At 58.2% G+C, this 13,326-nt stretch carries 9 protein-coding genes; 7 read left to right on the forward strand and 2 right to left on the reverse strand.

Annotated elements, in window-relative coordinates; all coding sequences use genetic code 11:
* Window positions 1–4 precede the first annotated feature (4 nt).
* Entirely contained in the window at window positions 5–1,063 is a 1,059-nt protein-coding gene (locus tag FY550_RS06040; RefSeq protein WP_070976654.1) for a YcjF family protein, read from the reverse strand.
* Window positions 1,060–2,460 carry a YcjX family GTP-binding protein gene (locus tag FY550_RS06045; protein ID WP_149054420.1) on the reverse strand — a complete coding sequence of 467 codons (1,401 nt, stop codon included), beginning with the start codon at window positions 2,458–2,460 and terminating at the stop codon, window positions 1,060–1,062. The genes FY550_RS06040 and FY550_RS06045 overlap by 4 nt, the downstream gene beginning before the upstream one ends.
* Window positions 2,461–2,679: 219 nt before the next feature.
* Between FY550_RS06045 and FY550_RS06050 the strand changes: the two genes are divergently transcribed.
* The 7 genes from FY550_RS06050 to FY550_RS06080 all read left to right on the forward strand — a co-directional run bounded on the left by FY550_RS06050 (window position 2,680) and on the right by FY550_RS06080 (window position 13,171).
* Window positions 2,680–2,925, forward strand: coding sequence for a GlsB/YeaQ/YmgE family stress response membrane protein (locus tag FY550_RS06050; protein ID WP_070976660.1), 246 nt, complete (start codon window positions 2,680–2,682; stop codon window positions 2,923–2,925).
* A gap of 188 nt (window positions 2,926–3,113) precedes the next feature.
* Window positions 3,114–4,625 carry a catalase gene (locus FY550_RS06055; protein WP_070976664.1) on the forward strand — a complete coding sequence of 504 codons (1,512 nt, stop codon included), beginning with the start codon at window positions 3,114–3,116 and terminating at the stop codon, window positions 4,623–4,625.
* A 281-nt stretch (window positions 4,626–4,906) separates the two neighbouring features.
* Window positions 4,907–7,054 carry a catalase HPII gene (gene katE, locus FY550_RS06060; protein WP_149054421.1) on the forward strand — a complete coding sequence of 716 codons (2,148 nt, stop codon included), beginning with the start codon at window positions 4,907–4,909 and terminating at the stop codon, window positions 7,052–7,054.
* Window positions 7,055–7,241: 187 nt separating this feature from the next.
* Entirely contained in the window at window positions 7,242–8,564 is a 1,323-nt protein-coding gene (locus FY550_RS06065; protein ID WP_070976668.1) for an acyltransferase family protein, read from the forward strand.
* Between the two features lie 212 nt (window positions 8,565–8,776).
* Window positions 8,777–10,984, forward strand: a complete 2,208-nt coding sequence (locus FY550_RS06070; RefSeq protein ID WP_168169277.1) for a DUF1266 domain-containing protein — start codon at window positions 8,777–8,779, stop codon at window positions 10,982–10,984.
* A 244-nt stretch (window positions 10,985–11,228) separates the two neighbouring features.
* Window positions 11,229–11,843, forward strand: a complete 615-nt coding sequence (locus FY550_RS06075; protein WP_070976676.1) for a C40 family peptidase — start codon at window positions 11,229–11,231, stop codon at window positions 11,841–11,843.
* 128 nt (window positions 11,844–11,971) lie between these two features.
* On the forward strand, window positions 11,972–13,171 hold the full coding sequence (locus FY550_RS06080) for an MFS transporter (protein WP_233350280.1): 1,200 nt from the start codon (window positions 11,972–11,974) through the stop codon (window positions 13,169–13,171).
* Window positions 13,172–13,326: the final 155 nt, after the last annotated feature.

Here is a 13,326-nt window from a genome sequence, read left to right on the forward strand (position 1 = left end):
CTCATCACTGCTTCTGGCCGTTATTATCGACGCGTTTCATCTGCTGCCAGAGCTGACGACGCAGGTCGCTGATGCGTGGTGCTTCGTCTTGTTCGAACGGCATGGGGCGCAACATGCGCATGGCTCGCAGCCCCAGTCGAGCGGTCAACAGTCCGCTGGAGAGACCCTGTCCGGCGCGAGTGGAAAGTCGTTCGGCCAGGTTCATCGACAGCAGGTCCATGCTGGCCTCGCTGGCGATCTCGCTGGCACCGGCAAAGGCCATGTTGGCCAGTACCGAGCGAAACAGAGCGAGACGGCTGGAATAGCCGAGTTCCAGTCCGTACAGCGCGGCGAGCCGATCCACCAGACGCAGGTTGCGCCAGGCCATCAGCGCCATGTCGACCAGGGTCAGTGGGCTGATGGCCACCATGACAGCTGTTTCCCCGGACATTCGAGTGATCAGCGCGCGGGCACGGGCATCCCGGGGCGCCAATACATGGTGGGCAAACAGTAGACGGGTTTCGCGGTCATCATGATGCGCCTGGCGGGCCTTGATGAAGGACTGCCAGTGCGGGTCGTCCTGATCCAGGCCCATTTGAGCGCGCAATTTTTCACAGAGTTCGAGGGCATGCCCCCGTTCTGACTGATCGTCCTCGACAGCTTCACGCAGACGCACATGGCGTCGCAGTCGACGCAGGCGCAGCAGCTCCCGCCCCAGCGCCATGCCAGCCATCCCTACCGCGGCAAAGCCGATCACACTCCATGCCCCCGAGAGCAGGTCATTCCCCAACCAGGCCTGGCGAATGCCTTCCACAGCCTGAACGGCACCCAGTGTCAGGCTACCGCCCAGTAGCCCCAGTAGCCCCCAACGCCGTTTACGAGGATGTGCCAGGGCGCGATCCAGTGCACTTTCGGGTGGTGTGGTCACATCGTTCTGATTCAACGGGTGTGAGCTGCTCTCCACTGGAAAGTGATATCCGGGTGCCGGATCGAACCGGGTAAAGGTCGATGAGCCCTCATGCGATTGGGCAGGATGTTCTTCCGAAGAGGCATCAAACTGCTGGCCGGGGCGTGGATCGTTCATTGCAGACGGTCTCCCAGTAACCAGTCGAGTACGGCATCAAGACGAATGTGTGGCAGGGCGCCGTTATCGGGCAGTGGCTGGGGGCGGAAAGCGTGAAAAGTGAAGCCCTGTCGTCGCCAGAAATCGGCATCCGGTAGTTTGGCCGGCACTTCGCCGGGAAACATCAGCACGGTGTCGCCGGACTGGGTGGTACCGCGCAACGCCGGCTGGCGCTGCCCTTCATGGTTGACTTCCCGTGCCTCGGTGGCGCGTACCGAAGCAATCGAGAAGGGGTGTACCGGAATATCGAGATAGCGCAGATCGCGAATCGGTTCTGCCAGCAGGGCTTCGATCAGCGAGAGCAATGCCGGATGCTGCTCGGGGGTGACATGATCGGCCTTGGTGGCGGCCAGTGCCAGTCGGTCGATACGCGGATTGAACAGCCGGTTGAGCAGGCTGCGCCGTCCATAATCGAAACTTTGCATCAGGGTAGCCAGGGCCTGACGCAAATCGTCGAATACATCGGGACCGGCGTTGAGCGCCGACAGCACATCGACCAGTACGATCTGGCGGTCGAAGCGGCGGAAATGATCACGGTAGAAAGGTCGTACCACGGTACGCTTGTAGTGTTCGAAGCGTTGCGCCAGCGTCTGGTAGATGCTGTCAGCGGGTAACCGAGCGAATTGAGCGGCATTTTCGCTGGTGATGCCGGGCAGCGGAAAGAACTGCAGTACCGGTGCGCCGGCGAGTTCGCCGGGCAATAGAAAGCGTCCGGGCTGAATGTAAGTGTAGCCACCGCTGTTACGAGCGTCGTGGAGGGCCTGACTGTAATGCCCGGCCAGCTCGGCCAGTTGCTGTTCATCGGCCGTCGCGGCAGGATCCAGCTTGGCTACCGCATTCAGAAATGTGCTGCTGTACTGGCGGCGGCGCTCGGTCATCAGTCGCTCCATGCGTGCGCACCACTCAGGGTAGCTTTGCTCGAGCAGTGGCAAATCGAGTAGCCATTCGCCGGGGTAGTCGATCAGGTCCAGCGTCAGGGTACGTTGCTCACCCAGGAAGTAACGGGTGCCGGAGCGGCTGCGATAACGTATGGACAGGCGTAGCTCGCTGATGCCTCGGGTCGGTGCCGGCCACTGCGGCGGGGTGCTGCTCAGCGCCGCAAGTGCTTCATCGTAGGGGAAGCGCGGGATGGACAGATCAGGCTGATTGATTCGCCTGGCGCCCAGCAATCTCCCCTCACGAGCGCAGGGCAGCAATTGTAGCTGTGCCTCCATCCCGGCATGACGCAACTGATTGACCAGTGAGGTAAGAAAGGCTGTTTTGCCAGACTGTGACAGGCCGGTGACGGCCAGGCGCAGTTGTCGGTCCAGTCCGCGTTCCAGCCAATCGTTGAGCTCGCGGGGTAATGTTAGTGCCATGCGGTCATGTATCCGTCCGTTCGCCCATGAAGCGCTGCGCATAGCACATCGCCATGCGGCGAGAATAGCATGTTGGTGTGGATGGATAGAGGGGAGGGCTGTGGTGTAAATCGGACGAAGTGACCATCAGGTGGGCATTTCGGCGTATTATTGCCTATCCTGGTAGAGGCATAAAGCGTGCCAACGGCATGCGATAAATCGTACCAATGGAGGTTTGCAATGGGTTTCATTCTGGCCCTGATCATCGGTGGCATCGCTGGCTGGATTGCTGGCAAGGTCATGCGCGGCGGCGGCTTCGGCATTCTTGGCAATATCGTGGTCGGTGTAGTGGGGGCCGTCATCGGTCGAATCATTTTTGCCCTGCTGGGTCTCGGCGCCCATAACATCATTGGTTCACTGGTAGTCGCCGTTATCGGGGCAATCGTATTGCTCTGGATTGTATCGATGATCAAGCGCAAAACCTGAGCTGTCGCTTGCAGTCGATGTATAACGCCCGGTCCTGACCGGGCGTTATCGTATACAGCGCTGGTAATCATCAAGGATGCCCTGGATCTGCGCGAGCAATCAGGATGATTGTCTTTTGTGATTAAGGTTTTTGTTATCGATTGTGTAAATTAATCGATCTTGAAAACCTGATCCAGGATTGCTCTCCCATGTCCGATTCAATCTCTCGTTATACCACCGCCAATGGCGCACCAGTCCCACATGACGATATCAGCGTGACGGCTGGTGAGCGTGGACCGCTGACTTTCGACAACTGGCGCTTGTTCGAGAAACTTGCTCATTTCAATCGAGAACAGATTCCCGAGCGGGTAGTACATGCGCGTGGCAGCGCCGCCTTCGGTACTTTTCGGCTGACCCGTGATCTGAGTGACCTGACCATCGCCGACTTTCTTCGAGGTGTTGGCAGGGAGACGCCCGTCGTGGCGCGTTTTTCCACTGTCGCTGGCGGCCAGGACAGTGCTGATAATCTGCGCGATGTGCGTGGTTTTTCCCTCAAGTTCTACACCGAAGAGGGGAACTGGGACATGGTGGGCAACAATACGCCCGTCTTTTTCATCCGCGAGCCGAGCAAGTTTCCTGACTTCATTCATACCCAGAAGAAGGATCCGCGCAGTAATCTGGTCAACTGGCAAAACCGTTGGGAGTTCTGGGCCAACCATCCGCAATCCTTCCACCAGGTGACCATCCTGCTCTCCGATCGCGGTATTCCTTATAGCTACCGACACATGAATGGCTACAGCTCGCATACCCTGAGTCTCTATAACGCTCAGGGGGAGCGGGCCTGGGTCAAGTGGCATTTCAAGACCAATCAGGGCATTCGCAACCTGACCGATGAGCAGGCCGAAACGGTGGGAACGGATCATCACCAGCGTGATCTTTTCAGATCGATCGAGCAGGGCGATTTCCCGAGCTGGACGGTCAAGCTGCAAGTGATGACCGAAGAGCAGGCGCGCCACTATCACATCAACCCTTTCGATCTGACCAAGGTATGGCCGCATGCTGATTTTCCGCTGATGGAGATCGGTCAGCTGGAACTCAATCGCAATCCGGACAATTACTTCGCTCAGGTCGAGCAGCTGGCGTTCTCGCCGTCGAACTTCGTGCCTGGTATCAGCGGTTCCCCCGATCGTGTGCTGCAGTCACGGTTGTGGTCATATGCTGATGCGCATCGTTATCGTCTGACCGTCAATTATCAGCAGATCGAAGTCAATCGACCGCGCTGTCCGGTCAGCAACTATCAGCGCGACGGTCTCATGGCGGCCGCGGCGCCGTTGGGAGAGGCTCGTGAGGGAGGTCAGTATGCTTCGACCAATTTCTATCCCAATGATCGTGCCGTCGAGGGGGCACCGGTGCCGGATGCCATGGTGGCAGAACCGCCCATGCCACTGGAGCAGGACGCCTGGGTGGGATACCACGACAATCGTGACGAAGATAACTTCAGCCAGGCCGGCGAACTTTATCGTCTGTTCGATGAAAGCCAGCGTGAGCGTCTTGCTCGAGTATTTGCCACCACGCTGCAGGATGTTACGGCCAGTGTGTGCCAGCGGGTCATTGCCCAGTGTTACGCCGCTGATAGCGATTACGGCCGTCGCGTGGAGCAAGCCTGGCGCACGGGCGCTGATGAGTCAGATGCTGCCGAGCAGACCCTGAACAATTTTTAATGTCGATGCTGGTTGGCTTCGGGCAGGGCCATGATCGGCTGTGTAGACGTCTCCCGAACTGACTCTGTTCCTGAAAAGCTCCGGCGATGGCCGGGGCTTTTCTTTTTGGCAGAACGCCGGGTTTGTTCCTACGATGAAATGCGCGAAGCGATGGCAGGAAAATCCGCATTCGCCCGTGACAAGAGCAACAGAAAACTGCTTCGTTCAGGGACATCGAACACGACTAATGGACAGTCGCTCGGGTTGCCAGGCAACCGTGACGTTCAACGAGGAGAGGCTTCATGGCCAGAAATCCCTATAGCGCTTCGAATACCGATGAGGCGCACGATACCGATTTTCATACCACCGAACACAGCAAGGATCAGAACCTCGCGCCAAACCGCAGTGATGCCGAGGGGCATGACCTGCGTACCAATAATGGTGTGCGGATTGCGGACAACCACAATTCACTGAAGGGGGGTGAGCGTGGTCCGACCCTGATGGAGGATTTCATCTTCCGCGAGAAGATGAATCACTTTGATCACGAACGTATCCCCGAACGAATTGTGCATGCGCGAGGGGCGGCCGCACATGGCGTTTTCGAGGCTTATCCTGAAGCGGAACGGTATTCGAAAGCAGCGGTTTTCAGAGCCGGACAGCAAACGCCGACCTTTGTACGCTTTTCAACCGTGCAGGGTTCGCGTGGATCCAACGACACCGTGCGTGACGTGCGCGGCTTTGCGACCAAGTTCTATACCGAGGAAGGTAACTGGGATCTGGTCGGCAACGATATGCCGGTCTTTTTCATTCAGGATGCCATCAAGTTTCCTGATTTCGTTCATGCTGTAAAACCCGAGCCGCACAACGAGATCCCGCAGGGGCAGTCGGCACACGATACCTTCTGGGATTTTGTCTCACTGATGCCCGAATCGGCACACATGGTGCTCTGGACCATGTCCGATCGCGCCTTTCCACGCAGCTATCGGTCGATGGAAGGCTTTGGTGTCCATACCTTTCGTCTGGTCGACAGGCAGGGCAAGTCGCGCTTCGTCAAGTTTCACTGGAAACCGCTGGCGGGCACCTGGTCGCTTATCTGGGATGAAGCGCAGCTGCTCTGGGGACGCGACCCTGACTTCAATCGTCGTGAAATGTGGACCGATATCGAGAACGGCGACTTTCTGGAATGGGAGCTCGGCGCCCAGATCATCGAGGAAGAAGACGAGCACAAGTTCGACTTCGATATTCTTGATGCCACCAAGATCATCCCCGAGGAGCAGGTGCCGGTCACGCCGCTGGGCAAGCTGACGCTCAATCGCAATCCGGACAACTACTTCGCCGAGACCGAGCAGGTTGCCTTCAATCCTGCTCATATTGTCCCGGGGATCGATTTCAGCAACGATCCACTGCTGCAGGGCCGACTGTTCTCCTATCTGGATACGCAGATGCTTCGTCTGGGTGGGCCGAACTTCAAGGAAATCCCGATCAATCGGCCGGTGACTCCCGCGCACAACAATCAGCGCGATAGCTTTCACCGTATGACCATCAACAAGGGCCAGGCGTCCTACGAGCCCAATTCCATTGATGGCGGCTGGCCTCGCGAGACGCCGGCCGGGGAGCAGAACGGCGGTTTCGAATCGGTCAATGAGCGTATCGATGCTCACAAGGTCCGTGCGCGCAGCAATTCCTTCGCTGACCATTATTCTCAGGCTACGCTGTTCTGGAACAGTCAGACCGAGGTCGAGAAGGAGCATATCATTGCGGCCTATACCTTCGAGCTCTCCAAGGTCGCGCGTCCCTGGATCCGTGAGCGGGTCATTCAGCAGATTCTCCCCAACATCGATCTCGAGCTGGCGCGTCGTGTGGGTGAAAACCATGGCATCGAAACGCCGACCGAGAAGCCGGCTGCTGCCGAGGAGCTGGGACAGAGTTCGCAGAGTGAATCTCCGGCGCTCAGCCTGATGGCACGACTGCCCGGGAACATCAGATATCGCAAGGTGGCCATCCTGGCGGCGAATGGCGTTGATGGCGACCAGGTCGAGAGCATTCGTTCGAAGCTCAAGGCTGAAGGCGCTCAGGGCTTCGTGATTGCCCCCAGCATGGCGCCGCTGAAGACCAGGGCGGGCGATACACTAGCGCCGGATGCAATGCTCAATGGCTTGCCTTCGGTCACCATGGATGCAGTGATCGTTCCTGGCGGCAGCGATAGTGTCGAGGCGCTCAAGAAATCCGGACTGGGGCGTTACTACCTGCAGGAAGCGTGGAAACATCTCAAGGTCATTGCGACCGTAGGGGAAGCGAAGGAGCTGATCGAGGCTGCCAACGTCGAGATGGGAGAAGGTGTCCTCAACGCCGACAGTGTTGATGGCTTCATGGAGGAGTTCGTCAGCCTGGTGGGGCAGCATCGCGTCTGGTCACGCGATGCCAAGGCCAACGATATGCCGGCCGGCTGAACCGCATGTCATGACAGTGAACCCCGGCTTCGGTCGGGGTTTTTTCATATATGGCCATCAGCGGGGGTAGACACTTCGACAATGGACGCCGGGCCCGCTTGTGGTATGTTTCAGGCCCGCATCATGCGGCGATTATGGTAACGCCTGTCGACGCCGCAGCTGTTTCGCATCATATGGAATGCCCGCTATGTCCCAGTCAGCTGTCACGTCTGCTACTTCTTCGTCGCCCCGACGATCACGCGAACGCTTCATCGGACTGGAATGGCTTCGCTTTCTGCTGGGACTCTATATTGTCCTGTTTCATACCCTGCACAATTATCCGAGTATTCGAAGCTGGTCGCATTACCTGACCGATGTTGGTTTCTTTGCCACCAGTGCCTTCTTTGTGCTTTCGGGCTTTTTGCTCACGCATGTTTATCTGGATGTCGAGCATCGTATGCGTGAGCCGGCACGTCATTTCTGGATCAAGCGTTTCGCCAATCTTTATCCGATTCATATCGGTTCGTTTCTACTGGCCATTGCCGTATCCACGCTGGTGGGGTATCTGGCGATTACAGCCGATGATGCCGGTACTTCATTTCGTTTTGTCATGTTCGATGTCAACAATGACATGGGCCAGCTCAATCCCGGAAGTCTCAAGCATTTGATGGACAACGGCGAGGTGGCGCTGAATGTAGTGCTCAATGTGCTGATGCTGCATGCGTGGAACCCTTATTATCTGACGTTCAATCCACCTTCCTGGTCGATCTCGGCCCTGTTTTTCTTTTACCTGCTGTTTCCGATACTGGCGCCGCGCCTCATGCGGCTCAAACATACCCGCCTGGCGCTGACGGTCACCAACCTGATTTATCTGGTCCCGCCGCTGGTCGTCATTGCCACTACTCAGTACGGCATGCCGGAGACAGGTATTCTGCATCGCAATCCGATTATCCGGCTGCCGGAATTTGTAGCGGGTATCCTGTTGTGCGCCTTCTACATCAAACGGCGGGCGGCGGGACATCGGCCAACGGGCCTTACCTGCCTGCTGCTGCTGGTTTTCGTGCTTGGGGCCATGGCGGGGGCTACACTGCTGCTGCGACAGGGGCATGCCTGGTATTATCTGTTGCACAATGGATTGTTGCTGCCCGCCCAGCTGGCGTTGATTTACGCAGCCCTGTTCATTCCAACGCCGCGTCGGGCATGGGTCGAGCGGCTGGCGGGCCGTCTGGGAGGCGCGTCGCTGCCGATGTTTGCCCTGCATGTCCCTCTGTTCGTCATTTTCTCACGCGCCGAACGGATTCTCTCCGGAGAGCCCGGACTTTGTCCGAGTAATTTTCGTCTCTGTATCGCTGCCGCGGGCGACCTGTCGCTGGCGCTGTATCCTGTTTTCCTGCTACTGACAGTCGTATTCTGCGTGGTCTTTCAGGAACAGTTCGTGGTGCGTATCCGCAAGAAAATCGTTGGCTGGCTGTTATCACCAAAAGCCGAGGCCAAACCGGCTCGTGAGGCACCGGATTCCGGCTCGTCCTGACTGTTGCTCCGAAGCCGGCCATTGATCGGTTACAATGGCCGGCTGTTTCGTGGTGGCCGTGCATCGATGCGATGTGCGTTTTGTCCCATGTTGAGTCTCTTTGATCGACCCCTTCAGTGATTCAGAGGTGAGTAGTGAGCGACACACACAGGGGGTGGTGGGCCAGAGTACTCACACGTCATGGTTGGCCCATGACAGGTGACCCCACAGGAATGCTGAGTGCTGCCCGCGCCCGCGCCAGGCTGCGTGCGCTGTCGATCGAGGATCGGGGAACACTGGCCTGGCAGCTGATGGAGCATGGTGAACGCGCCGAAAGCTGCCCGCAGGCGCTATTGCTGTTGGCACTGGGTGGCTGTGCCGGCTGGTTCAACGAGGCCGTGATTGATGCCTGGCTGTCCCGCTTCGCAGCGGTGAGTGAGGGCCAAAGCCCTGATCCTGCTGATGACCCCTGGCCGCAGGGCCGCGCGGCCGTATGGCGGGCGCGTGCCATCCTGGCCCCGGTGCCTGGTGGCACGATCGATCAGACCTGCGATTGGCCGGATGTAGCACGCTTTCTACAGCGTACCTGGGCGATCAATGACCGTGATGAGCTGATTCGGATGCTGCTGTGGTTGAGTGGTCAGGGCCATCGCTATGGCTGGGATCTCGACTATCGCCGCGTTCGGCGGATGACGACAGCTGAGCGGCTGAAGTGGCGTGCCGGTCTGGGAGAGAATGAGGCCTACGGTCGGGTGTTGTTGCAGTTCGTGGTACGCAATGAAACGCCGGAATGGGCAGCCTGGGACTGGCTTCGATTGATCGATCTGGCGTGGGCCGGCTGGCTGATGGGCTGGCTCGATGAGCCTGAGGCCACCGATTTCGCCGTGCACGGGCTGGATCTGTTGCAGCAACGATATGACGACTGGCATGGGGTATTGAGCGCCTGGCAGCGCGGCGCAGGTCTGTTCGAAGGGCGTGATCTGACAGGCGCGGGCGATGACGCCGGCGAACTGTTGCTGCATGGTCGGCATACCCCCTGGCAGGGTGCGCCTGCGTCGTTGGCGACTGAGGATATGCTGGTTGCCTCTCGGGCGCGTATCCGTCATTGGCGTTCGGGCGCACGACACTGGATGCTGGCAATAGCGGGGGTCCGAGATCCTGACCTGCTCTACCGGCAGGGCATTGCGGTTTCAGCCGATGATCAGCGTCGTCAGGATGCCCGTCAGTATCTTCAAAATACGCTGGATTGGTGGCCGGAAGAAGGCGTGTCAGCGGTGGCACGTTATTGGCAACCGGGACAGGCGCATCATCTCAATCAGCTGGCCAGCGACGCCACCCATCATGCCCTGCCGGGCGTTACCACGCCCTTCGGGCGTCTTCCGAGGGAACTGCTGGACGGGCGGCGGCACCTTGCCGATTGTCGTGACCATGCGGCGACCATTGTCATGGCGGAACGCTTCGGTTTTCAGCTTGCCATGCTTGAGGATGCAGAAGTGGGAGAGTCGGAGGCTCAGCTTGCACTTCAGCGCTCCTTTGCCGGGGTATTAAGCCGCTTTTATGCCACTCCCGAGCGCTTGTTGCAGGCCTGGCTGGCCTGGGAGCAGGTATTGCCGGAAGCCCCGGAAGAGTCGCTGGCTGATGACCTCGAATGGCATCTGAACGATCCCGGCAGTCTGTTTCACTGGCTGGAATACCTCACCGGCGAATGGCGGGAACCAGGACCGCGACCGACCCTGGAGCAGTTTACTGCGCTGTCACTGGCCGGGCCGCTCAATACCCCGAACTGGGGACTCCCCATGGAGCAGCATAATACCCAGCACGGGGAGTTGCGCGACTGGCTCGATAGCCACTATGGCATAGCCAATGCAAGCGGGCTGCGTGAATTCCTCGACTTTTTGAGCGAAGCCGGTGATCGGCAGGAGTATCAGATTACCTATGCACCCTATACGCTCAACCGCCCACGATTGCAGGAAGAGATTGCCATCATGGAAACCGGTCTATGCAGTGAAGAGGAGCAGGTACACCTTGATCGCCTGCGCCGGGTACGTGATAACGATCAGCAGTGCAATGATCTGGATATGGCAGCGTGGGATATCGCTCAACTGGCTGATCTGAGTGCAGCAGGGCGTCAGCTGGGCTGGCTGGATGAAGCCAGCATGAACCTTTATCTCGAGCGGGCGCTGGCGTTGGCCGGTCAGCATTATGGTGACTGGACTTCTTATGCGCGCGGGCTATACGCCGGTTACAGCTTTTTCATGATGGGCGTGCCCGAACGGCCCAGGTTTCTCGAAGAACTTGGCAATGCTCTGATGATGTGGCTCTGTGGTACCCCGCCACTGGCCGGCCCGTGGGCCAGTCTGGATTTTCCCGGCGCTTCTGCGAGGCACTGGCCGCCCTTGCATGTCGACGTGCTCAGTCAGGACCGCAGCATCCTGCACTGATGACCCGCTGCCGCGCCTTTTGGGCAAAAAGACTCGAATGATCTACCGGAAAAGTATGAGTCCAATGACTGAGATGTGCGGCAGAACATTAAAAAACACCGTTGTTTTTCATTAGGTATCGCCAATTGGCGCGATAGTCTTTATGATTCGCTCGGCGTAGCCGACGACAGGGCGTCGGGCGCAGCACACGGTGAATAAGGACCATGGCCAATCTGACGGCCGGGTCGATAAAAAGGGTCACACCATGTATTACCCGCTTCTGCGCAGACTGGCGTTGAGCAGTCTTGTGCTGCTGATGCTGGCTGGTTGTGCGGCACAGAATACAGCGCCTGGCAAGGTGGATGAAGCGGCGGCGCTGGCGATCAAGCCGACTGGTCTGATGCAGCCACAGACGCGTCGGCAGCCTGGCAAGCGACTGCGCTCATCACTTGAAAACTTCATGCGGTCGGTTTCGCTGGCTGATATTCGCGAAACCCTGCTCAGCGAAGCTGATGCCTGGACGGGCACGCCCTACCGCTACGGGGGTGAGACTCGCTCCGGGATCGACTGTTCGGCCCTGGTGCAGCGTATCTACCGGGACAGTTTTGATATCAGTCTGCCTCGTACGACCGCAGGTCAGGTGCTTGAAGGACAGCGGATCGAGCGCAAGGAACTCCAGCCGGGTGATCTGATTTTCTTCCGACCCTCCAGTGTTGGTCGTCACGTTGGCATCTATGTCGATAATGGCTTGTTCCTGCACGCCTCGAGTTCATCAGGCGTTAGACTGTCGCGGCTGGATAACCCTTACTGGGTCAGCCACTATTGGCAGGCACGGCGACCCGAAGCGGCTCAGCTTCTGGTGATGCGTACCACGCCGTGACATTCTGAAGGCGGTCTATCATGACCGTGATGTCTGCAGCTCAGCCATTTCATGGCATTATGCTCCCCTGTTCGGTGACGCGGCGGTAAGTCTCCGCAGCGTCACCCTTGATTTGACAGGGAGGTCTCTTGAGCATCGAACCCCGCACGCCCTTGTGGTGGCGAGCAACCCTGGCGCTGAGCCTCGGTTCCTTTCTGATCTTTGTCAATCTCTACGCCATTCAGCCCCTCATGCCACGGGTCGGGGAAGAGCTGGCGCTGTCATCCCTTCAGGCCAGCTGGCTATTGTCCGTTTCCACTCTGACCCTGGCGTTGGCACTGCTGATTTTCGGGCCGCTATCGGATGCCATAGGACGTCGTGCTCTGATGTTGATTACCATGGCGCTGGCGACAGTCTGCACGCTGATGATCTCCCTGGCGCCCGGTTATGCGAGTCTGCTGGCATTACGTGCCTTGCAGGGGTTTCTGCTTGGCGGCTTACCTGCTGTCGCCGTGGCCTGGATGGGAGATGAATTTACCCGGCCGGCACTGACCATGGCGGTCGGGCTTTATATCAGTGGCAATTCACTGGGGGGCATCAGTGGTCGGGTCATCGGCGGCGCTGTTGGTGGCGTTTGGGGATGGCGGACCAGTTTTGTGGTCGTCGGCCTGCTCAGCATCGTGGCATGGCTGGTCTTTTACTGGCTATTGCCACGCCAGCAATCCTTCGTTCCTCAGAGCCTGAATCTGAAGCGAATGGGGGGCGATTTGAAAGGCCATCTGCGTAATCGAATGTTGCTGGGTGCCTACCTGATTGGTGGATTGAACTTTTTCATTTTCGTCAATCTTTACAGCTACATTACCTTCCGCCTTTCGGCGCCGCCTTTCGGGCTGGCTACCCAATGGCTGGGACTGCTGTTTCTGACTTATCTTGGCGGGACCATTGGCTCGGCATTTTCCGGACGACTGACGGGACGTCTTTCTCAGCCAGCGGTGATGATGGCGGGAATTGTACTGTTGATGATCGGTACCCTGATCACACTCTCTTCATCGATTATCTTCATCATAATGGGGCTGTGCTGCAATGCCTTCGGATTCTTCATGTGCCATTCGATGGCTTCCAGCTGGGTAGGGCGGCAGGCGGTTGGTGCCCGGGCCAGTGCTTCATCACTCTATCTGATGTTTTACTATCTCGGTGCCAGCCTGGGAGGCTTCTACCTCGAACCCTTCTGGCGGATGGCCAATTGGCCCGGGGTGGTCGCGGCAGCGCTGATTGTATTGTGTATCACACTGTGCCTGGCTGCCTTGTTGCGCCGTCTGGAGCGCCGTCAGCTGATGCAGCAGGAGTAAGCGGACAGCGTTTGGTTCAGGATGCTTTGGCGATGGCGCCAATCGGCTTCTGATAAGCTCGGCTATCGTGGGTGAGAAGATCAATTGCCCGCATTTGGGGTGGCTCTATAACGAGGACATAAGGGGCCGAGTACTTTAGAATGTCAGTAACATGA

The organism is Kushneria phosphatilytica (assembly GCF_008247605.1).
Classification (GTDB): domain Bacteria; phylum Pseudomonadota; class Gammaproteobacteria; order Pseudomonadales; family Halomonadaceae; genus Kushneria; species Kushneria phosphatilytica.